Origin of the sequence: Novosphingobium lentum NBRC 107847, from assembly GCF_001590965.1 — a bacterium.
GTDB lineage: Bacteria > Pseudomonadota > Alphaproteobacteria > Sphingomonadales > Sphingomonadaceae > Novosphingobium > Novosphingobium lentum.
Genome location: NZ_BCTW01000001.1, coordinates 163595 through 180482, shown reverse-complemented (window position 1 = coordinate 180482; position 16888 = coordinate 163595). Strand labels below are relative to the sequence as shown.

Here is a 16888-nt window from a genome sequence, read left to right as displayed (position 1 = left end):
GCGATGAATGATGACCAGCCGCAGGGCAATCCCTGGATCAAGAGCCTGCTCGTGTGGGGCGGGATCTTCCTCGCGCTGCTGCTGGTGGTCTCGATGTTCGGTGCCAAGACCGACGCGGCGGGCACGCTGATCCGCTATTCCGACTTCCGCGCCAAGGTTGCCGAAGGCTCGGTCCGCGAGGTCCAGATCGCGCCCGACCGCATCGTCGGCACGCTCAAGAACGACCAGCAATTTTCCACCGTGCCGATCGCCAACGACACCGACCTGCCCAAGCTGCTGCAGGACAACGGCGTCCAGTATGCCGGCAAGGCCGCCGAAGAACCCAACCTGCTGCTCTATATCCTGGCCCAGTCGCTGCCGTTCCTACTGATCCTGGGCGTGGCGTTCTTCGCGCTGCGCCAGGTCCAGAAGGGTGGCGGATCGGGCGCGATGGGCTTCGGCAAGTCCAAGGCCAAGCTTCTCACCGAACGCTCGGGCCGCGTCACCTTCGACGACGTTGCCGGCATCGACGAAGCGCGCGAGGAGCTGGAGGAAATCGTCGAATTCCTGCGCGATCCCACGCGCTTTTCCAAGCTTGGCGGCCAGATTCCCAAGGGCGCGCTGCTGGTCGGCTCGCCCGGCACCGGCAAGACCCTGCTCGCCCGCGCGATCGCGGGTGAAGCTGGCGTGCCGTTCTTCACCATCTCGGGCTCGGACTTTGTCGAAATGTTCGTCGGCGTCGGCGCCAGCCGCGTGCGCGACATGTTCGAACAGGCCAAGAAGAATGCGCCGTGCATCGTGTTCATCGATGAAATCGACGCGGTCGGCCGCCATCGCGGCCACGGCCTCGGCAACTCGAACGACGAGCGCGAGCAGACGCTCAACCAGCTGCTGGTCGAGATGGACGGATTCGAGGCCAACGAGGGCATCATCATCATCGCCGCCACCAACCGCCCCGACGTGCTCGACCCCGCGCTACTGCGCCCGGGCCGGTTCGATCGTCAGGTGGTGGTGCCGATCCCCGATATCGAAGGCCGCGAGAAGATCCTGTCGGTCCACATGAAGAAAGTGCCGCTGGCGCCCGACGTCAACCCGCGCACCATCGCGCGCGGCACGCCCGGTTTCTCGGGCGCGGACCTGGCCAACCTGGTGAACGAAGCCGCGCTGCTCGCCGCGCGCCGCAACAAGCGGCTGGTCGCGATGCAGGAGTTCGAGGACGCCAAGGACAAAGTCATGATGGGCGCCGAACGGCGCTCGATGGTGATGACCGACGACGAGAAGAAGATGACCGCCTATCACGAGGCCGGCCACGCCATCGTCTCGGTCAACGAAGCGGCATCGGATCCGATCCACAAGGCCACGATCATCCCGCGCGGCCGCGCGCTGGGCATGGTCATGCGCCTGCCCGAACGGGACAGCTATTCGTACCACCGCGACAAGATGCACGCCAACCTGTCGGTCTCGATGGGCGGGCGCGTGGCGGAAGAAATCATCTTCGGCCACGACAAGGTCTCCTCCGGCGCGTCCTCGGACATCCAGTACGCCACCAGCCTGGCGCGCAACATGGTGACCAAGTGGGGCATGTCGGAAAAGCTTGGGCCGCTGCAGTACGAGGAGCAGAGCGAGGGCTATCTCGGCATGGGCGGATCGCAGCGCACGATGATGTCCGACGAAACCGCCAAGCTGATCGACAGCGAGATCCGCGGTCTGGTCGATGGCGCGCATGCCAAGGCGACCGAGATTCTCAGGGGCCAGGAAGACAAGCTCCACCTGCTCGCGCAAGCCTTGCTGGAGTACGAAACGCTCACCGGCGAGGAGATCAAGGCGTTGATCGAAAACGGCAAGATCGACCGTCCCGACGCCCCGACCGGGCCGCTGCGGCCGGTGTCGGTGCAGGGCTCGGCGGTGCCGCGCGCCGGACGGCGGTTCGGCGGATCGACCGGGGCGCAGCCGCTGGGGGCGTGAGCGGCGCGCCCGATCGTTACTGCCCGGCTTCGGCCAGCACGAACATCGCGAACACGATCAGCGCAAACAGCGAGAAGAACAGCATCGCCGCCGTGCGCCACAGCGCACTGGCGCGGCTGAGGCCATAGGCGCCCTTGAGCTGGCGATACATGTGCAAGGGCGGCAGGACGACCGCCGCGATGCCTACGATCGGCAGTCCCAGCTTGCCCGCGATCGACAGCACCACCACCAGCAGCGCCATGAAGCACAGCGAATACGTGACGAACACGGTGTGGTCGTACAGGCCAAAGCGGCGGCTGAACGGGAACAGCAGCCAGACCATCGGCACCGAGATCGGGATCAGCGCCCACGCATATTTGTAGGCGTTGGACTGCAGCTTGTAGAGGCCGAGCTGCGGATTGGCGCGAAACGCATCGATGGCGTGCTGGATGGCTGGCAGGTCGCTGCGCGCGCCGGATTTCTGATCGAGCACGGCCTTGCGGATGGCTTCGCCGCGCGCGTTCTTCAGCGCATCGAGGCCTGATTGGCGACCGGTGATTTCGCCGTCGATCGCTGCGGTGGGCTTGCCTTGCGCGGCCAGCGCGGCGCGCAGTTGCTGCAGGCGGGCGATTTCCTGTTCGTTCGCCGCGATGCCGCTGATCGCCTTGCCATTGGTGCTGACCGAGCCGATGTCGCCTAGCGTGTTGCCCATGTGGCTGACCACCGAGAACAGCAGGAACACGCAGAACAGGAACAGCGCGATGGGCGAAACGTAAGCGGCCCGGCGTCCATCGACGTACTCGCGAGTCATCCGGCCGGGGTGCAGCACCAGTTGCGGCAAGGTGCGCCAGATCTTGCCCTCGAAGTGGAACACGCCGTGCGCCAGGTCATGGAAAAATGCGCCCAACGTGCGGTGGACGTGCGCGGCCTGCCCGCAAGCATGGCAGTGGCTGCCGACCAGCGCCGTCCCGCAATTGAGGCAGGCGCCTTCGTGGGTGTGGCCGCTGTTGTCGGGCGGTCCGCCGGCGGCCGGCTCGATCGCGTGGGCGACGATGGCCGTGTCCACCAGATCGCCGATGGTCGCTGCTTGGTCCATTGTGCCCTCCTGATCTGCCGCAGCCATAGCCAAGCCTGCGCGGGCTGGATAGGATGGTCATGCAGCGGGCCAGAAGGGGAGCACCATGGCAGGACGGCGAAGCGTACTGATGACGAAGGCACTCGCGGCGACCATGGTCATCGGGGTCGTTTCCGCTCCCGCGTATGGCGCGGCGGGTGACATGTCGGTCGCCGCGTTCATGGCCAAGGCCGCAGCGCTCAACGCCAAAGGGCCGATGGCGCTATTTTCGGGCGATTACAGCCTGCTCAAGGCCGAGGCGGCCGGCGGGGCGCAAGCCTATCGCGCACAGCTGCGCGGTGAACTGGCAGCGGGGCACCCCAGCAGCTGTCCGCCGCCGCGCGCGCCGTTCACCAGCGACGATATTCTGGGCCAGATGCGCAGCTATCCGGTGGCGGTGCGCGACCACACCAGCGTGCGCGCCGCGATCACCGAACTGTTCCGCAAAACCTACCCCTGCCCTGCGGCCCGGCGGTAGCGCACTTCCTGAGTTGGGACGGTACCAGCCCGCTCCGCCGCCCGGCCACCCGACAGAATAGGCGGGGAAGCAGGCGGGTACCGTACCGACGACAGCCGAAACCGCGTCAGCCGGACAAATTCAGCCTTCGTAATCGGCGCCGAGCGAGGTGTTGCGCACCGGGGCAGCGGCAGTGATCCGCAGCGCTTCGGCCGATTGCGACAGCGAGCCGATGTCGTCGACTTCATCATCGTCTTCGGGCAGCACGCGCTGCAGCGACTGGACCAGGCTTTCGCGCAGGAGCTTGGGACGCACGGTTTCGTCCGCGATCTCGCGCAGCGCGACTACCGGGTTCTTGTCGCGGTCGCGATCGATGGTCAGCTCCGCACCGCCCGAAATGGCGCGCGCACGCTCTGCAGCAAGCAGCACGAGGTCGAAACGGTTGGGGATCTTGTCGACGCAATCTTCGACGGTAACGCGCGCCATCGGGCACTCCGATACTTGTGGAATCTGGAAGGGAAGCGCGCCAGCTAGGGCGTGAGTCCCGGAAAGTCAAGGAATTCGCACGCAGCCGACCCTGCTCGACCCGGACCTAATCGTCGTAGCTGTTGCCCGCGCGTTCGTCATCGGCGAGGTCGGAGAAGCGGGTGATGCGCGGTTCGAACTTCATCCGCACTTTGCCGGTGGAGCCGTGGCGCTGCTTGGCCACGATCAGTTCGGCTAGGCCATAAACGCGTTCCATCTCGGCCTGCCAGGCGGCGTGGGCATCGTGGATCTTGGGATCATCGGCGCCTTGCGGCACTTTGGGTTCCTTGGCCGCGACGTAATAGTCCTCGCGGTACACGAACCAGACCATGTCGGCGTCCTGCTCGATCGAGCCCGATTCGCGCAAGTCCGACAGCATCGGGCGTTTGTCTTCGCGCTGTTCGACCGCACGGGATAGCTGCGACAGCGCGATCACCGGCACCGACAGCTCCTTGGCTAGCGTCTTCAGGCCCCGGCTGATCTCGGAAATCTCGTTGACGCGGTTGTCGTTGGCGCGGCCCGATCCCTGCAGCAGCTGAAGATAATCGACCACGATCAGCCCGACATCGTGCCGCCGCTTCAACCGCCGCGCGCGCGCGCGCAGCGCCGCGATCGACAGCGCGGGCGTATCGTCGATGTACAGCGGCAGTTCGGCCAGCCGCTGGCTGGCGAACGACAGCTGCTGGAAATCCTCACGGCTGATCTTGCCCATGCGCAGCATTTCGGAACTGATGCCCGATTGTTCGGCCAGAATACGCGTGGCGAGCTGGTCCGCGCTCATTTCCAGGCTGAAGAATGCGGTGGCCGCGCCGACCGAATCTTTCGGATCGATGCCATCGACGATGTCGCGGCGCATGCGGTCGGCGGCGTTGAACGCGATGTTGGTGGCGAGCGAGGTCTTGCCCATGCCCGGGCGCCCGGCGAGGATGATCAGATCCGAATCGTGCAGCCCGCCGATCTTCTCGTTGATCGAGGTCAGGCCGGTGGTGGTGCCCGAAATGTGCCCGCCCGACAGCAGCGCCTGCTCGATCATGCCCAGCGCGGTGCGCGTGGCGACGGCAAAGCCTTGCGCCTCGCTGCCCGACTGCGCGCCCTCGGCCACGGCATACAGCGCGGCTTCGGCCTGCTGCACCTGTTCGAGCGGGGCGACCGATTCGCTGGTGTCCATCGCACCCGCCACCAGGTTGCGCCCCACCGTGATCAGTTCGCGCAGCAGCGCCAGGTCATAAACCTGTTCGGCCAGGTCGCGCGGATTGAGCAGGCCCTGGCCATCGGCGGTCAGCCGCGCGAGATAGGCGGTACCGCCCAGTTCCTTCAGGCCTTCATCGACTTCGAAATAGGGCTTGAGCGTGACCGGAGTGACCACCGCCTTGCGATCGAGCAACGTGACGATTCGCTCGTACACCCGGCCGTGGACCGCCGCGAAAAAGTGCTCGGGCTTCAGCTTTCCGCCGATTTCCTCGATGATCCGGTTGTCGATCAGCACCGCGCCAAGGAACGCCGCCTCGGCCTCGACGTTCGAGGGCAGGGCGCGAATCTCTTCGGTGTCGCGGATGAGCAGGGCTTCGGTCGGCATCGCGCGCTTGTGCAGCAGCGCGAGGGGCACTGGCAAGGCGGCGGGTGACGCAATCGGGTCACGACGCCTGTGGATAGCGGGGAGCGTTTCGGCAAACCGCTTGCCCGCCCCTTTCGCGTCTGCGAAACAGACCGTCCCATGGCGGACCCGCGCATTTCGCATATCGACCTCGACGAGGCGACGATCATCTGGCGGAATGCCGATATCGAGCAGGAGCGCAGGATCGCGATCTTCGACCTGATCGAGGAAAATCTTTTTCGTCCGATCCGGTCGTGCGAGGCTGGGCACGAAGGCCCTTACCGGCTGCGGCTGTCGGTGGAGGACGGGCGGCTGGCGCTGATGATCGGTGACGACGCGGGCGAACCGCTGGAAACGATCATCCTCGGGCTGGGGCGCTTCCGCCGCTCGATCCGCGACTATTTCGCGATCTGCGACAGCTATTACCAGGCGATCCGCCGCGCCACCGCGCAGGAGATCGAGACGATCGACATGGCCCGGCGCGGGGTCCACAACGATGCCGCCGAGATGCTCCTGGAACGGCTCGACGGCAAAGTGGAGACCGACTTTGCCACGGCACGGCGGCTCTTTACGCTGATCTGCGTGCTGCATATCAGGGGGTAGGGGCCGGAACGGCTGCGCCGGTCCCACATCATCAACGACAAGCAACACGCAACAGAACAGCGGGACGCGGGGCACAAGGGTTTCAATGGCGAAAGCAAACAAGGCGACGCGGCAGCGGTGGCTGGCGGCGGGCCTGCTCGCGGCGATCATGGCGCTGGGCATCGGCTGGTGGGAGGCGCGCACGTGGACGCCGTCGCGCGATCGCTATCCGCTGCAGGGGGTGTGGATCGATTCGGGTGACGGCGTGGTCGACTGGCGCTTGCTCAAGGCGCGCGGTGCCGATTTCGCCTACCTCACCGCCAGTCGCGGTGCGGGCACGCGCGATGCCGCGTTTGCCGATGGGCTGGCGTCGGCGCGCGAGCGAGGGATGCAGGCGGGCGCGGTCCATGTCTATGATCCGTGTACTGCGGCCGATGGCCAGGCCGCCAACTTCGTCACCACCGTGCCGCGCGATGCCAAGCTGCTGCCGCCCGCGATCCGGCTCGACCTCGACGCCGATGCCTGCCCCGCGCCGCCAAGCGAAGCCGCGCTGCAGGGCGAACTGACGACGTTCCTCAACCAGATCGAGATGCACACCGGCAAGCCGGCGATCCTGATGCTGTCGCGCAGCTTCGAGGCGCGCTATCATCTGGCCGCCATGATCGATCGCAACGTCTGGGTGGAAGGCGACTTCCTCGCGCCGGGATATGCCGGGCGCCCGTGGGTGATGTGGACCGCCAGCCACCGCCTGCGCAACGATGCCGCGTCGAGCCCGCTGCGCTGGGTGGTGGTGCAGCCATGACCGCCGGCACGCCGTTCGATCGCGCCGAACTCGTCGCTGCCGCTCGGCTGGCCGCAGCACGGGCCTATGCGCCCTATTCGCGGTTCCACGTCGGCGCGGCGTTGTTGTTCGACGATGGTGAGATTGTCACCGGCGCCAATGTCGAGAACGCCAGCTACGGCCTGTCGCTGTGCGCCGAGACGGTGGCCTGCGCCATCGCCGCGCAAGCCGGGCGGCGCGGGGGGCTGGTCGCGGTCGCGGTGTTCGGCGGGCTGGAAGACCGGCTGGGCGAAAGCATGGTGACGCCGTGCGGGCGCTGCCGCCAGGTCATCACCGAACTGGCGCAACTGGGCGGCACCGATCCGCTGGTGCTGTGCGCCAGCCACGACGAGACCGGGGAATTTCGCCTGAGCGCGCTCTTGCCGCGCGCCTTCGGGCCCGCCAATCTGACGTAGTGGCCAATTTAACGTAACGGCCAATCCGGCTTGCATGAAATGACCGCCCGGCGGGGCGCGAGGGGGAAGTGGCTTGTCAGTACAATCCGATCGCTGGATCCGCGAGCAGGCGCTCGAACACGCGATGATCGAACCGTTCGTGGAGGCGCAGCGCCGTGACGGGTGCATCTCGTACGGGCTGTCGTCGTATGGCTACGATGCGCGGGTCGCGCCCGAGTTCAAGATTTTCACCAACGTCAATTCCTCGGTGGTCGATCCCAAGGCGTTCGATCCGGACAGCTTCGTCGACCGCACGACCGACTGCTGCGTGATCCCGCCCAACAGCTTCGCGCTGGCGCGCACGGTCGAATATTTCCGCGTGCCGCGCGACATCCTGGTGATCTGCCTGGGCAAATCGACGTACGCGCGGTGCGGCATCATCGTGAACGTGACCCCGCTCGAACCGGGCTGGGAAGGGCACGTGACGCTTGAGTTTTCCAACACCACCCCGCTGCCTGCCAAGATTTACGCCAACGAGGGCGCGTGCCAGTTCCTGTTCCTGAAAGGGAACGAGCCGTGCGAGACGAGCTATGCCGATCGCGCGGGCAAATACATGGGCCAGCGCGGCGTGACCCTGCCGCGTCTCTAGTGTTTGTTTCAGTTACACTGAAACAATTGCGGCACCGGCCCGCTCCCCCGCCCGGCCACCCAACGGAATTCTACGCTGTGGGTGGCCGGGCGGAGGAGCGGGCCGATGCCGGACGATCCGAAACTACGGTGCCGGATCACACTCAGGCGGCTTGCTGATCCTCATAAGCCTGCGCTTCGGCGGCGATGAGGATGTCGGCGAGCATCCAGTACGCTTCGCCCCATGCCGCGAGCACTTCGTCGGTGGCCACATCGGCGCCCAGCACATCGCGGATCGCGGGCAGCAGCGCGGCGGCGACCAGCGGGTAATGTTCGGCCTTTACGCCGGTTTCGACATGGCGGGCGACCATCCGCCCCACTGCCGGTCCGAGGTTCTCCAGCTTGTCGATGTTTTTGGCATACGCGAGGATGGCGTTGGCGAGCCGGCGCGGCTGTTCCCCGCTGGTCTGCGCGGCCTGATCGAACATCGCCTTTACGGCCGGGTCGGTGAACAGCCGGGCGTACATCGCGGTGGTGATCTCAACGCCGTGCTTTTCGATGGCGGGGGCGGTGGCCTTGACGATGGCCTTGGCGGCTTCGGAAGCGGTGCGCATGATTCGGTCCTCTAATGAAGTATTCAACATACCTGTATTTGTAATGCTTGATTTCGGCAAGCCAATTCCGACATGGGACAGACCATGCAACTGACCCAGCACACCGACCTTGGCCTGCGCCTGCTGATCGTGCTGGCGCGGCGCGATGGCGTGCCGATCGCGCTGCCGGCGTTCGCGTCAGAGCAGGGGCTGTCTTATCACCACGTTGCCAAAGTCGCGCAGCGGCTGGTGCAGGAAGGCTTCGTGACCAGCCTGCGCGGGCGCCGTGGCGGCGTGGCGCTGGCCCGGCCGGCCGATGCGATCGCGATCGGCGATGTCGTGCGGCGCATGGAACGCGGCCTGCGACTGGCCGATTGCGCGCACTGCGCCTTGCGTGGCGATTGCACTTTGAGCAGCGTGCTGGCCGAGGCGCTCGCCGCGTTTCTGGCGGTGCTCGACCGCCACATGCTGGCCGACATCGCCAAACCTGGCGCGCCGGCGTTCGCGCCATGGCGGGTGATTCCCGCGCTCGACGGAACTTGCACGCCCCCCGGCGATTGATCCCCCGACGGCGCCGCGTTTCGTGCGCCATCGCCCACGGGGAGAGCGCGTGTGAACCAGGTTGCGGCATTCATCGGGCGGCTGATGCTCGCCCTCATCTTCATCCTCGGCGGGCTGGGCAAACTGTTCGCGCTGCAGGCCACGGGCGCCTACATGGCGCAGTCCGGGCAACCGGCGGATCTTGCGCTGCCAGCGGGCATCTTCGAGCTGGTCGCCGGGCTCGCCATCGCGCTGGGCTTCCTCACGCGGATCTTCTCGATCCTGCTGGCGGGGTTCTGTCTGCTGACCGGGCTGATTTTCCATCACGATTTTACCGATCAGGTGCAGTCGACGATGCTGCTCAAGAACATCGCGATGGCTGGCGGATTCCTGTGCTTGTTCGCGCACACGCAGATGCGCTGGAGCTATGATTCGATGCGCCGTCACCGCCAGACCGATCTCGCCGCGATCGACGCGGAACGCCACGCCCACGAAGCCGAACTGCGCGCCGCGCGGGCCGAGGGGCGAACCGTGGTGGTCCCGGCCGGATCGACCGCGATCCCCGCCGGCACGACCGTGGTCGATACCAATGGCGACGGCATTCCCGACACCCGCACCAAGCGGCGCTGGTTCTGAAAAGCAGCTGGCCCCGGCCTAAGGCCGACGAACGCCTGAACCCGGTGTAGTCCGCAGCGCGGCGATGCAGGCCGCGCGATCGACGTCGCGACCGTCGCCGCGCCTCGCGTCTACGTACGTTGCGGACGGTCTCGCGCCAGCCGAGGGCGGATACAGGTAGATGTCGAGGATGCACGCAGTGCCCGACCACTGCAGCTTGCGCGCGTCTTCCTCGTGGATGTCGAGGCGTGGCTGGCCGAACTGCCGCACCAGCTGGTCGGCATCGGCGCCGATCACGCCTTCGAGCCCGGGCGCGGTCAGGATCTGCGCCTGGGGCCGCGCCGTCGATGGACGTGCCGTCGACGGGCGCAAGGTTGCCGGGCGGCCGACGCTGCGGATGGTCGCGGCCTTGCCGCTGCCGCTGGTCGTGGCGCCGGTTTCACCGCATCCCGCCAACAGGGTGGCCAGCGCGGCGGTCATCAACAGGCGGTCAACCCGCATCGGGCACTCCAGGTTTGCGGCGATGGACAAGGTGTGTCGCCATGGCGGCGCCGATCACCGGCGACAGCAGGTTGACGAACGGCACCAGCAACAGCAGCACCACGATCCCGCCCAGCCCAAGCCGGGTCAGGCTGTGCAACAGCGCCGGCGGCTGCCCCGCCGCATCGCGATAGCGGAACCGGACCATGTCGTTCAACTCGCGCCCGATCAGCAGCGCGTTGGCCAGTCCGAACGCCAGCGCCGGGCCGATCGCGGTGAACAGCAGCGCAATCGCGAACGGCACGGCGGCCAGGTTGTAGACCACCGCACGCGCCGCGCCGCCCAGCCCGATGCGCACGTTGCCGATCACGCCGATGCGCTGCGCCAGCGCGGCGGTAGCGGGATAGTGGCGCGCCTCGACCGCATCGACCACGTCGTCGGCAAAGAACTGCATCACCGCAAACGCCACGATCTGGAACAACAACCAGGCGGCGATGATCGCGGCCACCGCGTCGATCAGCTGACGCAGCCCGCCAAGGCCGTCGGGCAGCCAATCGTCGAGCCCGGCAACCAGCGAATCGATCCCCTGCCACGCTCCCCAGCCCAGCGCGGCGACCAGCACCACGGTGATCGCAAGGCTCTTGGCCAGCACGGCGAGGATCCGGCGGTCGGCCAGCTGGCCGATGGCGAGGGCGAAAGCGGTAAGCATCCGGGCGCGGGATCGCTCGCCGGGTCGGTGGTGTCAACGCCTTGCTGTTGATCGAGTTAATTCCACGACCGTGGAAGCGGCGCCGGCCCGCTCCCCTGGCTTGCGATAGTCCGGGCTTGTCGCTAGGCGCGCCGCAACACGTTTGCCCTGAATCTTTACGTTTGCCCTGAACCTTTTCCCGAACGCTGGAGCCTTCGATGACCGCTGCCACTACCGACGTTATCGCCATCGGCAATGCCATCGTCGATGTCATGGCGCCCGCCGAAGATGCCGATATCGCGCGGCTGGGGCTGGCCAAGGGCGGCATGACGCTGGTCGATACCGCGCGCGCGCAGGAATTGTACGATGCGATGGGCCCGGCGCGCGAGATTTCGGGCGGGTCGGCGGCCAACACGCTGGCAGGCCTCGCCGCGCTGGGTGCCAGCTGCGCGTTCATCGGCCAGGTCGCCGATGATCAGCTGGGCGAAGTGTTCGCGCACGACATCCGCGCCGGCGGGATCGCGTTCGCCACGCCGTCGCGCGCGGATGAGCCGCCGACGGCGCGCTGCCTGATCTTCGTCACGCCCGACGGCCAGCGCACGATGAACACGTTCCTCGGCGCGTCGCAGTTCCTGCCCGCCACCGCGCTCGACGAAACCGCGATCGCGGCGGCCAGCGTGCTGTACCTCGAAGGCTACCTGTGGGATCCGGAAGAACCGCGCAAGGCGATGCGCCGGGCGATCGCGGCAGCGCGCAACGCAGGCCGCAAGGTGGCGTTCACGCTGTCCGATGCGTTCGTCATCGCGCGCCATGGCGATGATTTCCGCGCGCTGATCGCGGCGGGCGAGATCGACATCCTGTTCGCCAACGAACACGAACTCGCCGCGCTGACCGGCGAGGACGATTTCGACGCCGGGATCGCCGCGCTGGCGCCCAAGGTGTCGGTGCTGGTGGTCACGCGCAGCGAGAACGGCGCCGTCGCGGTGACCGGGGGCGAGCGCACCCAGGTGCCGGCAGAGCCCGTCGCCAAAGTGGTCGATACCACCGGCGCGGGTGACCTGTTCGCCGCCGGGTTCCTGTTCGGCCACGTGCGGGGCCGCCCCGTCGCCGATTGCCTGCGCATGGGCGCGATCTGCGCCGCCGAGATCATCTCGCACTACGGCGCGCGGCCCGAGGCGGACCTTGCCGAACTGATCGGAGCGATCTGACAGGCGCGCCTCGTAAGATTGCGTATGTTGCGCTGCAACATTTAGCGTGACAGCGAGTGTAATAAGGGGCAGAATTGCGACAGGAGGACGGCTAATGGCGAGTCACCTGTTTTTTCCACGTTCCGAAACGCCCCCCGAACCGCCTCGGCGGTCGTCGCTGTCGCGTGCCGCGATCATCGATTTCGAGGCTTCGTGCCTGCCGGAAGATTGCGCATCCTATCCCATCGAGGTCGCGCTGGCCCCGGTCGATCAGCCCACTCGCACCTGGCTGATCCGCCCGGCGGCGGAATGGGCGTACTGGGACTGGACCGAGGAAGCCGAACAGCTGCACGGCATCAGCCGCGAGATGCTCGACCAGCGCGGGCTGCCGGTGGAACAAGTGCTCACCGAACTGGCCGAGGCCGCGCAAGGTTACGAAGTTTACGCCGATTGCGATCTCGACGCCTACTGGCTCGAAACGCTGGCGGCGGCCTGCCATCGCCGCGCGCCGTTTCCCGTGCGCTATCTTGGCGAACTGCTGTGCGCGCGCGGTCTGGTCCGCGCGCAAGTGCAGGCTGCGCTGCGCCGGGCCTCGCTGCAGTTGCCCCAGGCGCACGTCGCGCGGCAGGATGCCAATCGCCTGGCGCTGATGGTCCGCCTGCTGCGGCGCGAGGCGCAAGTGGCGTAACGGGGCCGCGACTGGGTCAAACCCGGTCGCTCCCCGCCGCATCCTCGCGCTCGATTTCGCGATAGCCGATGTCGTTGCGGCAGAACCCTTCGGCAAAGTCGATCGCCGCAACCGCCGCATACGCCGCATCGCGCGCCGCGCGCACCGTCGCGCCGCGCGCCGTCACGTTGAGGACGCGGCCGCCACTGGCGGAAAGCTTGCCGTTGCCGTCGAGCGACGTCCCGGCGTGGAACACGCGGGCGCCGTGCGCTTCGGCCAGGCCGATGCCGTCGATCCGGCCGCCCTGCTTGGGCGTTCCCGGATAGCCTTGCGCCGCCATCACCACGGTCAGTGCTGGGTCGGGCGAAAAGCGCGGCGGCTCGATCGCGGACAGCCGGTTGTCGGCACAGGCGGACAGCAGTTCGACCAGGTCGCTCTCCAGCCGCATCATCAGCACCTGGCATTCGGGATCGCCGAAGCGCGCGTTGTATTCGATCAGGCTGGGGCCATCGGCGGTCAGCATCAGTCCGGCATACAGCACGCCCGAATAGGCCATCCCCGCATCGGCCATCGCGCGCACCGTGGGGGCGACGATCTTTTCGATCGCTTCGGCTTCGAGCAACGGGGTCAGCACCCGCGCTGGGCTGTAGGCGCCCATGCCGCCGGTGTTGGGCCCGGTATCGCCATCGCCCACGCGCTTGTGGTCCTGCGCCGATCCGAACGGCACGATCGTGCTGCCATCGGTCAGCGCGAAAAAGCTGGCTTCCTCGCCGGTAAGGAATTCCTCGATCACCACTTCGGTGCCCGCGCTGCCGAACTGGCCGCCGAACATGTCGTCGAGCGCGGCTTCGGCTTGCGCCAGCGTTTCGGCGATGACCACGCCCTTGCCCGCCGCCAGTCCATCGGCCTTGATCACCACGGGGATCGAAAATCCGCCGAGCGCCGCGCGCGCCTCGGCCAGCGAGCCCGCGCGCACATAAGCGGCGGTGGGAATGCCGGCGCGTTGGCACAAATCCTTGGTAAAGCCCTTCGATCCTTCGATCTGGGCCGCCGCCCGGCTCGGTCCGAACACCGAAAAGCCCGCGCCGCGCAAGCTGTCAGCCAGCCCATCGACCAGCGGGGCCTCCGGACCGATCACCACCAAGCCGATGCGATGCGCCTCGCAAAAGGCGATGACGGCGGCATGATCGGTCAGGTCGAGCGACACCAGTTCGGCGTGCGCGGCGACGCCGGGATTGCCCGGCGCGGCATAGAGCTTGTCGCACAGCGGCGATTGCGCCATTTTCCAGGCCAGCGCATGTTCGCGCCCACCCCCGCCCAGCAGCAGGATATTCATGGCCGTTCCTTCCTCGCCTGATGACGACACTCCGCCGGGCGGCCTGTTAGCGACCGAACGGGCGGGCGACAACGCCGCGCCGCTTTCGATCACCGAGATATCCGCGCTGCTCAAGCGCACGGTCGAGGATCGCTTCGGCTTCGTGCGGCTGCGCGGCGAACTTTCGGGGGTCAAGCGCGCGGCGTCGGGCCACCTGTACTGCAGCCTCAAGGACGAAGGCGCGCGGATCGACGGGGTGATGTGGAAGGGCAGCGTGCAGCGCCTGTCGTTCCGCCCCGAAGACGGCGTCGAGGTGATCGCCACGGGCAAGCTGACGACGTATCCGGGCCGCTCGAACTACCAGATCGTGATCGACCGGATGGAGATCGCGGGCGAAGGCGCGCTGCTGGCGCTGCTGGCCAAGCTCAAGGCGCGGCTGGAGGCGGAGGGGCTGTTCGACGTCGCGCGCAAGCGACCGCTGCCCTACCTGCCGCGCGTGATCGGCGTGGTCACTTCGCCCACCGGCGCGGTCATCCGCGACATCCTCCACCGCCTGTCCGATCGTTTCCCGGTGCGCGTGGTGGTGTGGCCGGTGCTGGTGCAGGGGCAAGGCTCGGCCGCGCAAGTCGCGGCGGCGGTGCGCGGGTTTTCGGCGATGGCGCCGGGCGGACCGGTGCCGCGCCCCGACCTGGTGATTGTTGCGCGCGGCGGTGGCTCGATCGAGGATTTGTGGGGCTTCAACGAGGAAGCGGTGGTGCGCGCCATCGCCGAATCGTCGATCCCCGTGATCAGCGCGGTCGGGCACGAAACCGACACCACGCTGGCCGATTTCGCGGCGGACTTGCGCGCGCCGACGCCTACGGCCGCAGCCGAACTGGCGGTGCCGGTGCACGGCGAGCTGATGGCGGTGCTGGCCGATCTGTTCGCGCGCCAGCAGCGCGGCGTGCGCCGGCTCATGGAACACGCGCGCGAACGGCTCGACACGCGTGGGCAGCGCCTGCCCGCCCCGCAGGCGCTGCTGCAGGGCCATGCGCAGCGGCTCGATGACCTGGGTGAACGGCTGCGGCGCGCGCTGGTCCACCGCACCGAAATCGCAGGCTCTGCGCTCGCGCGGCACGCCGGAGCGCTGCGCCCCGCGCTGCTGACCGGGCGGGTGCAGCGCGAGCGTGAACGGCTGGCGGGCCTGCGCCTGCGCCCCGAACTGGTGGTGCAGCGCATCGCCATCGCGCGCGACCGGATCGACGCGCTCGACCGGCTGCGCCGCCAGCTCGATCCTTATGCCCCGCTTGAACGCGGTTACGTGCTGGTCAGCGCGCCCGACGGCACCGTGGTCAAGTCGCGCGCGGCGGCGGCGGGCGAAGTGGCGCTGCGGCTGCGTTTCGGCGATGGGTCGCTGGATGTGGTACCCGATGGCGCGCCGCGCCCGCCGGTGCGCGCTGCCCGATCCCGCCCGGCGGCGGCAGGGCAGGCAGAGCAAATCAAGCTTCTCTGATCCGAAATGGCCCCGTTTGGCCCGAAACGGCAGCGGCCAAATTGCCATCGTCGGGCCAAGCCGCTAGGATCGCTGCCATGTTGATGACCCCCGCGAACCGCCTTGCGCGGCTGCAGTACCTGCCCAACGGCTTCCGCCAGCTGACGGCGGGCGACCATGTCGTGTGCGCGGTAAGCGCCGCCGCGATCCCGCTCGAAGCCTTGCGCTACTGGAGCGTGGACCGGCAGGAGGCTTACGCTACCCCCGAACTGGCGACCCGGCGGCTGCTGGACCCGGCGTGACCCGGCGGTCGCGCCGACCCGCGCGACGCATTGCGCTGACCGCGCTGCCCGCCGCCGTGGTGCTGGTAGCGCTGGGCACCTGCGCGGCCCCGGCGGTGCCGCCACCGCGCGCGGTGACGGCGGCAGGGACGGCGCGACCGGCGGGCCAGGCCGCGCCGGTGGTGCCGGACGCGGCCATGCCGCTGCCGGTCGCCCCGGCTGGACCGGCGACGTTCAGCTATGTCGGCGAACTCACGCAAGGCGGCTACATCCGCGGCCGCGTGCCGGGCGGCACGCGCGCGCTGGCGATCGACGGCACGGCGTTGCGGTTCGCGCCCGACGGCAGCTTCTTCCTCGCGTTCGATCGCGATGCCGGGCCTGCGGCGATGCTCAGCGCGACGCTGGGTGACGGGCGGCGGGTCGATGCGTCGCTGGCGATTGCCCCGCGCGGCTGGGACATCGAATACGTCAACGTCGGCAAGCGCCCCGGTGAAGCGCCCAGCGCGGAGTATGAGCGTCGTCGCGGGCCCGAGCTGGCGCGGATCAACGCCGCGCGCGCCATTGATGGTGCCAGCGGCGGTTGGCGGCAGAAGTTCATCTGGCCGGCGATCGGCCGCATCTCGGGCAAGTTCGGATCGCAGCGCGTCTATCGCGGCGAGCCGGGCAGCTATCACTCGGGCATCGACATCGCCGGCGGCAGCGGCACGCCGATCGTCGCGCCGGCCGATGGCGTGGTCATCCTCGCCGCCGACGCGCCGTTCACGCTGGAGGGCCACCTGCTGATGATCGACCACGGCATGGGGCTGAACAGCGCCTTCCTGCACTGTTCGGAACTCGAGGTGAAGGAAGGCGATGTGGTCCACCAGGGCCAGTTCATCGCGCGCATCGGCATGACCGGGCGCGCCACCGGCCCGCACCTGCACTGGAGCCTGAAATGGCGCGACCGCCGGCTCGATCCGCTGCTGTTTACCGGGCCGATGCGGTAGGGGCTTTCAAGCGGGTGCCGGGTCGGCT

The 16888-nt window shown here is 67.9% G+C and carries 20 protein-coding genes; 13 read left to right on the top strand and 7 right to left on the bottom strand.

What is annotated here, in order from left to right:
* The first annotated feature begins 3 nt into the window (after positions 1–3).
* Positions 4–1944, top strand: coding sequence for an ATP-dependent zinc metalloprotease FtsH (gene ftsH / locus NL2_RS00885; RefSeq protein WP_068070710.1), 1941 nt, complete (start codon positions 4–6; stop codon positions 1942–1944).
* A 16-nt stretch (positions 1945–1960) separates the two neighbouring features.
* Here ftsH and NL2_RS00880 read toward each other — a convergent pair whose 3' ends face one another.
* A complete protein-coding gene (locus NL2_RS00880; protein ID WP_068070708.1) occupies positions 1961–3019 on the bottom strand; it encodes a DUF3667 domain-containing protein in 1059 nt (352 codons plus the stop codon).
* A 109-nt stretch (positions 3020–3128) separates the two neighbouring features.
* Here NL2_RS00880 and NL2_RS00875 point away from each other — a divergent pair, with 109 nt between their 5' ends.
* A complete protein-coding gene (locus NL2_RS00875) occupies positions 3129–3515 on the top strand; it encodes a hypothetical protein (protein ID WP_068070706.1) in 387 nt (128 codons plus the stop codon).
* A 120-nt stretch (positions 3516–3635) separates the two neighbouring features.
* Here the strand turns inward: NL2_RS00875 and rpoZ are convergent, their stop codons facing one another.
* Together rpoZ and NL2_RS00865 are read right to left on the bottom strand one after the other, a co-directional pair.
* Entirely contained in the window at positions 3636–3980 is a 345-nt protein-coding gene (rpoZ, locus tag NL2_RS00870; protein ID WP_068070704.1) for a DNA-directed RNA polymerase subunit omega, read from the bottom strand.
* 106 nt (positions 3981–4086) lie between these two features.
* Positions 4087–5595, bottom strand: coding sequence for a replicative DNA helicase (locus NL2_RS00865; protein WP_068070946.1), 1509 nt, complete (start codon positions 5593–5595; stop codon positions 4087–4089).
* 138 nt (positions 5596–5733) lie between these two features.
* Here NL2_RS00865 and NL2_RS00860 point away from each other — a divergent pair, with 138 nt between their 5' ends.
* The 4 genes from NL2_RS00860 (at position 5734) to dcd (ending at position 8059) form a co-directional block, all read left to right on the top strand.
* Positions 5734–6216: a UPF0262 family protein gene (locus NL2_RS00860; RefSeq protein WP_068070703.1), complete on the top strand. Its 483-nt coding sequence runs from the start codon at positions 5734–5736 to the stop codon at positions 6214–6216.
* An 85-nt stretch (positions 6217–6301) separates the two neighbouring features.
* Entirely contained in the window at positions 6302–6997 is a 696-nt protein-coding gene (locus NL2_RS00855) for a glycoside hydrolase family 25 protein (RefSeq protein ID WP_068070702.1), read from the top strand.
* Positions 6994–7431: a cytidine deaminase gene (locus NL2_RS00850; protein WP_068070700.1), complete on the top strand. Its 438-nt coding sequence runs from the start codon at positions 6994–6996 to the stop codon at positions 7429–7431. The genes NL2_RS00855 and NL2_RS00850 overlap by 4 nt, the downstream gene beginning before the upstream one ends.
* 73 nt (positions 7432–7504) lie before the next feature.
* Positions 7505–8059, top strand: a complete 555-nt coding sequence (dcd, locus tag NL2_RS00845; RefSeq protein ID WP_068070698.1) for a dCTP deaminase — start codon at positions 7505–7507, stop codon at positions 8057–8059.
* A gap of 142 nt (positions 8060–8201) precedes the next feature.
* Here the strand turns inward: dcd and NL2_RS00840 are convergent, their stop codons facing one another.
* On the bottom strand, positions 8202–8651 hold the full coding sequence (locus tag NL2_RS00840) for a globin domain-containing protein (RefSeq protein WP_068070696.1): 450 nt from the start codon (positions 8649–8651) through the stop codon (positions 8202–8204).
* Between the two features lie 84 nt (positions 8652–8735).
* On the opposite strand from NL2_RS00840, the gene NL2_RS00835 reads away from it, so the two are divergent.
* Both NL2_RS00835 and NL2_RS20575 read left to right on the top strand, forming a co-directional pair.
* Positions 8736–9191, top strand: coding sequence for an RrF2 family transcriptional regulator (locus NL2_RS00835; RefSeq protein WP_169799445.1), 456 nt, complete (start codon positions 8736–8738; stop codon positions 9189–9191).
* A gap of 51 nt (positions 9192–9242) precedes the next feature.
* Complete coding sequence (locus NL2_RS20575; protein ID WP_157082964.1) at positions 9243–9806, top strand: DoxX family protein; 564 nt, start codon at positions 9243–9245, stop codon at positions 9804–9806.
* A gap of 18 nt (positions 9807–9824) precedes the next feature.
* Here NL2_RS20575 and NL2_RS21555 read toward each other — a convergent pair whose 3' ends face one another.
* Entirely contained in the window at positions 9825–10286 is a 462-nt protein-coding gene (locus NL2_RS21555; RefSeq protein WP_068070693.1) for a hypothetical protein, read from the bottom strand.
* Positions 10276–10974, bottom strand: coding sequence for an EI24 domain-containing protein (locus NL2_RS00820; RefSeq protein WP_068070691.1), 699 nt, complete (start codon positions 10972–10974; stop codon positions 10276–10278). Before NL2_RS00820 ends, NL2_RS21555 begins: the two co-directional genes overlap by 11 nt.
* A gap of 197 nt (positions 10975–11171) precedes the next feature.
* Between NL2_RS00820 and NL2_RS00815 the strand changes: the two genes are divergently transcribed.
* Together NL2_RS00815 and NL2_RS00810 are read left to right on the top strand one after the other, a co-directional pair.
* A complete protein-coding gene (locus NL2_RS00815; RefSeq protein WP_068070689.1) occupies positions 11172–12161 on the top strand; it encodes an adenosine kinase in 990 nt (329 codons plus the stop codon).
* A gap of 94 nt (positions 12162–12255) precedes the next feature.
* Entirely contained in the window at positions 12256–12828 is a 573-nt protein-coding gene (locus tag NL2_RS00810) for a 3'-5' exonuclease (RefSeq protein ID WP_245647510.1), read from the top strand.
* Positions 12829–12844: 16 nt separating this feature from the next.
* Here NL2_RS00810 and purD read toward each other — a convergent pair whose 3' ends face one another.
* Entirely contained in the window at positions 12845–14143 is a 1299-nt protein-coding gene (purD, locus tag NL2_RS00805; RefSeq protein ID WP_068070686.1) for a phosphoribosylamine--glycine ligase, read from the bottom strand.
* On the opposite strand from purD, the gene xseA reads away from it, so the two are divergent.
* The 3 genes from xseA (at position 14142) to NL2_RS00790 (ending at position 16860) form a co-directional block, all read left to right on the top strand.
* Entirely contained in the window at positions 14142–15614 is a 1473-nt protein-coding gene (xseA, locus tag NL2_RS00800; RefSeq protein WP_068070684.1) for an exodeoxyribonuclease VII large subunit, read from the top strand. The genes purD and xseA overlap by 2 nt on opposite strands.
* 77 nt (positions 15615–15691) lie before the next feature.
* Positions 15692–15895 carry a DUF2093 domain-containing protein gene (locus NL2_RS00795; RefSeq protein WP_068070682.1) on the top strand — a complete coding sequence of 68 codons (204 nt, stop codon included), beginning with the start codon at positions 15692–15694 and terminating at the stop codon, positions 15893–15895.
* Entirely contained in the window at positions 15892–16860 is a 969-nt protein-coding gene (locus NL2_RS00790; protein WP_439646875.1) for a M23 family metallopeptidase, read from the top strand. The genes NL2_RS00795 and NL2_RS00790 overlap by 4 nt, the downstream gene beginning before the upstream one ends.
* The last annotated feature ends 28 nt before the right edge of the window (positions 16861–16888 follow it).

Coding starts and splice junctions, on each gene's coding strand:
- ftsH (WP_068070710.1), top strand. CDS start 4: ATGAATGATGACCAGCCGCAGGGCAATCCCTGGATCAAGAGCCTGCTC.
- NL2_RS00880 (WP_068070708.1), bottom strand. CDS start 3,019: ATGGACCAAGCAGCGACCATCGGCGATCTGGTGGACACGGCCATCGTC.
- NL2_RS00875 (WP_068070706.1), top strand. CDS start 3,129: ATGACGAAGGCACTCGCGGCGACCATGGTCATCGGGGTCGTTTCCGCT.
- rpoZ (WP_068070704.1), bottom strand. CDS start 3,980: ATGGCGCGCGTTACCGTCGAAGATTGCGTCGACAAGATCCCCAACCGT.
- NL2_RS00865 (WP_068070946.1), bottom strand. CDS start 5,595: ATGCCGACCGAAGCCCTGCTCATCCGCGACACCGAAGAGATTCGCGCC.
- NL2_RS00860 (WP_068070703.1), top strand. CDS start 5,734: ATGGCGGACCCGCGCATTTCGCATATCGACCTCGACGAGGCGACGATC.
- NL2_RS00855 (WP_068070702.1), top strand. CDS start 6,302: ATGGCGAAAGCAAACAAGGCGACGCGGCAGCGGTGGCTGGCGGCGGGC.
- NL2_RS00850 (WP_068070700.1), top strand. CDS start 6,994: ATGACCGCCGGCACGCCGTTCGATCGCGCCGAACTCGTCGCTGCCGCT.
- NL2_RS00840 (WP_068070696.1), bottom strand. CDS start 8,651: ATGCGCACCGCTTCCGAAGCCGCCAAGGCCATCGTCAAGGCCACCGCC.
- NL2_RS00835 (WP_169799445.1), top strand. CDS start 8,736: ATGCAACTGACCCAGCACACCGACCTTGGCCTGCGCCTGCTGATCGTG.
- NL2_RS21555 (WP_068070693.1), bottom strand. CDS start 10,286: ATGCGGGTTGACCGCCTGTTGATGACCGCCGCGCTGGCCACCCTGTTG.
- NL2_RS00820 (WP_068070691.1), bottom strand. CDS start 10,974: ATGCTTACCGCTTTCGCCCTCGCCATCGGCCAGCTGGCCGACCGCCGG.
- NL2_RS00815 (WP_068070689.1), top strand. CDS start 11,172: ATGACCGCTGCCACTACCGACGTTATCGCCATCGGCAATGCCATCGTC.
- NL2_RS00810 (WP_245647510.1), top strand. CDS start 12,256: ATGGCGAGTCACCTGTTTTTTCCACGTTCCGAAACGCCCCCCGAACCG.
- xseA (WP_068070684.1), top strand. CDS start 14,142: ATGGCCGTTCCTTCCTCGCCTGATGACGACACTCCGCCGGGCGGCCTG.
- purD (WP_068070686.1), bottom strand. CDS start 14,143: ATGAATATCCTGCTGCTGGGCGGGGGTGGGCGCGAACATGCGCTGGCC.
- NL2_RS00795 (WP_068070682.1), top strand. CDS start 15,692: ATGTTGATGACCCCCGCGAACCGCCTTGCGCGGCTGCAGTACCTGCCC.